Here is a 3,538-nt window from a genome sequence, read left to right as displayed (position 1 = left end):
TGTAGGAGCCGATTCATCGGCGATCCCGCGGCAGCGGGCAAGGCTGCCGCGAGCACCCAATCGCCGATGAATCGGCTCCTACACAGAAGCGCGGCGGCCATGATTAGAGCGTTGCGTCGAAAAGTGCTTTTGCTTTGGCCAACGCCTCGGCGTGGGTCGCGGCCTGCGACACCTTCACATCGGCGCAAATCGGAACGCTCGCCTTCGCCGCCTCCGTGCAGGTGCTCAGGAAGTCGTAGTGCCCCACCCCGGGCAACCGCGTGATCGTCGCGCCGGGAATCGCCTTCACCGCGATGTTTGCGTTAGTGGCAGGTTCGGCCACCTTGTCATCCAGACCCACCACGATCGCCGTCGGTACACGTATCTGCGCAAAACTATCGGGTGCAATCGCCTGCACCAGCGCCGGCGCGAGGGTAAAGACGGCCTTCACTTCCGGGATCGAATGATCGTCCGCCGCGTGCACGATCTGCGCCTTGATCGCGGGATCGTCGTAAGCCTTATGGAAGAGCGCGGGTCCGCTGATTTCCGGTGCTTCCTTCTGCGGTTTGCAGACGCCGTCATCCGGATGGCTGTCGCAGAACRCCCTCAGGTGGGGAATATCCGTGCGCGCACCCGCCAGCAGGAACGCCGTGAATCCGCCTGCCGAAAAACCCGCCACACCCAGGCGCGCCGGATCGATATGGGCCGCGATGTCCTTATCCTTGCGGACCGCCGCGAACGCTGCCTTGAGGTCCTCGGCGCGCTCCCACCACATCGCCGCACCCGCCGCAGTCATCGGTCCCATGCCGTTGTTGCCCGGATGATTCACCCCGACCACGACATACCCGTCGCGCGCGAGCTCCGTACCGAACCAGCTCATCATGCGCGCCGTTCCGCCGAAGCCGTGCGATAGCAACACCACCGGGTGACGTCCGGGCGCGAACGGCGCTTCCTGCGCGGCGCGACCGGCGAGGAACAACGGATGACCGGGCGAGCCCATATCCAGCGGCTCTTCTTTCGCCCCGTCAACGGCGGGATACCAGACCGTGATAGCCAGCGCGTCGGAGTGCGACGCGTCGCGCATGGCAGCGGTCGGTGTGGTCGTGGAGCGATGCGTCTCGCCGACGGTCGTCGCCGACGCCACGCCGAAGACCGAGGTAAGCGCCAGCGCCAGGCAGGCGCGGGTGATGTCATGCATGGTGGATCCCCTCTCTTGGTGACGGATGGGAGGCCTCAGGACGCCAGCGGCACCCAGATTTCGACRCCACCCATGCCAGTCAGGGGGTCGAAGGCGGCATCGTAACGTTCGAAATCCGGCGCGTCGGCTGCCACAAGTCCCGAGGCGGGAAGCCAGGTCTCGAGGAAGGCGCGCCACGTCAGCGGTATCGAGCCGATGTGCCCGTTGTGCCTGACGACCGCGTAAGGACGCCGTGCAAGGCGAAGCCGCGTGAAGTCGGTGGGCACCCCCGAGAAATTCTGGACTTCGTAACCGCACAGATAATCGAAGTTGCCTTCGTCGTCCTGGTTGAAGCAAACCCCATAGGAATACGGTCGTTTCGAGCGCGTACGGGCGTCCTGCTCCAGGCGTTGCCACTGAGAAGGGATGCCAGCGGAGTTCGATGCGAGGTACCGCGCGCCCAGCCCGGCGATCAACAGCGGGCCGGCCTCTTCCACCCGAGGAACCTGCGCCTCCGGCACGGGCTCCTGCATCACCCGCATCGCCTCGACAACCGACAACCCTTCGAGCGAACCACGTTGGCGGACCTCTTCCGGCGTGGCCCCGAACTGTTCGCGGAACGCCCGGGTAAATGCCTCGTGCGAGCCGTAGCCCGCCGAAAGGGCCACGTCGAGGATGTCTGGGGCACCCGCCGCCAGCTCACGGGCGGCCTCGGAAAGGCGGCGCGCCCGCAGATAGCGCACGACGGGCCAACCGGTCGCCGCCTGGAACACACGGGTCAGATGGAAGGGCGAAACACCCGCGGCCGCGGCGACATCGCCCAGGGCCAGCCCGGCGCCGAAATGGCTTTCGATGTACCAGAGAGCTTTCTGCGCGGCCGCCATCGTGGCTGTCCTTGTCGAAGTAGGAGTTATCCTAGCGCCGTGTCAGATAACGCACTTGATCGCGATTGCGGGCCCTCTCCGGCGCGAATCGACCAGGCCGCCGTGCGACAATGGAGCCACTTTCGACCGAAGCAGTGCCATGAATTCGTCCGGTAAATATGACTTCAAGCAGTTCCAGGACGAACTTGCCGCGCTCGACCGCCAGAATGCCGGGAACAAGCCGCCGGTAGCCGCGACGCCCGTGCCAACGCCGGTCGAAACCCGGGTCGAGCCGCCCCTCCCCGCCAAACCTGTCGAAAAGCCCCGCCGTGGCCGTCCACCCAAGGTCGATCCGCTCGCCGAAGCCCGCGCCGCGTTCAACGCGTTGCGCGTGAGTTACGGCCTCAGCGTGGCCGACGTGGTGGCCTGGTTTCCGCCGGAAGAAGGCATCGCCTACCTGCAGTCGCTGATCGCGAGTGCGGAGCCCAAGCCGCGCAAACCCCGGACCAAACCCTCGCCGGACGCCGAATAAGCCGCCGCTCGATGACCGTCCACTCTCGCACCCCGAGCGTCCGTTCCATCCTGTTCACCCTCAACGGGTCGATCATCCCGGTCATCTGGCGGCGCGTGCTGTACACCGTACTGCTGTCGGTCGCCGTCGTCTGGGCGGATTTTCATCTGTTCACGCTGAAGGTCGGCCTGAACGCGGCGCCGCTCACCCTGATGGGCCTGACGCTGGCGATCTTCCTCGGCTTTCGCAACACGGTGGCCTACCAGCGCTGGTGGGACGCTCGCACGCTTTGGGGTGAGCTGATCGTCGCCAGCCGCAACGCGGCACGGCAGACGCTGGCCTTCCTGCCGGATGCAAGCCCGGCCACGCGGCGCGAACTCGTGCATTCACTGATCGCGTTTGCCTATGCGATGAGGCATCACCTGCGCGCCAAGGATCCCACGGCCGACCTGACGCCTTGGCTGCCGCCCAAAATGCTTGCCGCCGTCATGGCCTCGCCCAACCGGCCGAGCGCACTGCTCGCTCACATGGGCGTTGCCTTTGCGACCGCCGCACGGACCCAGGACACCAGCCCGATCCTGCTGGCGTCCATCGACAAGGAGCTGGGTGGGCTGTCGCACGTGCTGGGTGGCTGCGAGCGCATCCAGGGCACACCCCTGCCCTACGCCTACCTGCTGCTGCTGCACCGAACGGTGCACATCTATTGCTTCCTGCTGCCGTTCTGCCTGGTCGGGCTGGTTGGCTGGTTTACGCCACTGCTTGTGGGCGTGCTCGCCTATACGTTCTTCGGGTTGGACGCCCTGGGCGACCAGATCGAGGACCCGTTCGACATCCTGCCGAACGATCTGCCGTTGGATGCGTACTGCGTTACGGTGAAGAACGATCTGGTTGCGCTTGTTGGTGACGGCTCGGCTGACGCCGTCGCTTAGGGATCGCCGATGAATCGGCTCCTACAAATACAAAAAACCTGCGCAGTTCTTTTGTAGGAGCCGATTCATCGGCGGATCC

General features: G+C 65.4%; 4 protein-coding genes. 2 read left to right on the top strand and 2 right to left on the bottom strand.

The genetic code is table 11. The annotated features are described in order from the left end of the window. Positions 1-103: 103 nt before the first annotated feature. The gene (locus AC1DSN_RS20065) at positions 104-1,177 is read right to left on the bottom strand and encodes an alpha/beta hydrolase family protein (protein WP_477332453.1); all 1,074 of its coding nucleotides are present in this window, start codon (positions 1,175-1,177) and stop codon (positions 104-106) included. 35 nt (positions 1,178-1,212) lie between these two features. Then, a complete protein-coding gene (locus tag AC1DSN_RS20060; protein WP_477298404.1) occupies positions 1,213-2,040 on the bottom strand; it encodes an AraC family transcriptional regulator in 828 nt (275 codons plus the stop codon). A 139-nt stretch (positions 2,041-2,179) separates the two neighbouring features. On the opposite strand from AC1DSN_RS20060, the gene AC1DSN_RS20055 reads away from it, so the two are divergent. Both AC1DSN_RS20055 and AC1DSN_RS20050 read left to right on the top strand, forming a co-directional pair. Continuing rightward, positions 2,180-2,551, top strand: a complete 372-nt coding sequence (locus tag AC1DSN_RS20055) for a 2-hydroxyacyl-CoA dehydratase (protein ID WP_213947278.1) — start codon at positions 2,180-2,182, stop codon at positions 2,549-2,551. A gap of 11 nt (positions 2,552-2,562) precedes the next feature. Continuing rightward, complete coding sequence (locus AC1DSN_RS20050) at positions 2,563-3,459, top strand: bestrophin family protein (RefSeq protein WP_477332451.1); 897 nt, start codon at positions 2,563-2,565, stop codon at positions 3,457-3,459. The last annotated feature ends 79 nt before the right edge of the window (positions 3,460-3,538 follow it).

The sequence above is a fragment of the Luteibacter sp. P4_D7_3 genome (assembly GCF_056401735.1).
The sequence above is the reverse complement of the archived record's forward strand: the minus strand, read 5'-3'. Positions and strand labels throughout refer to the sequence as shown.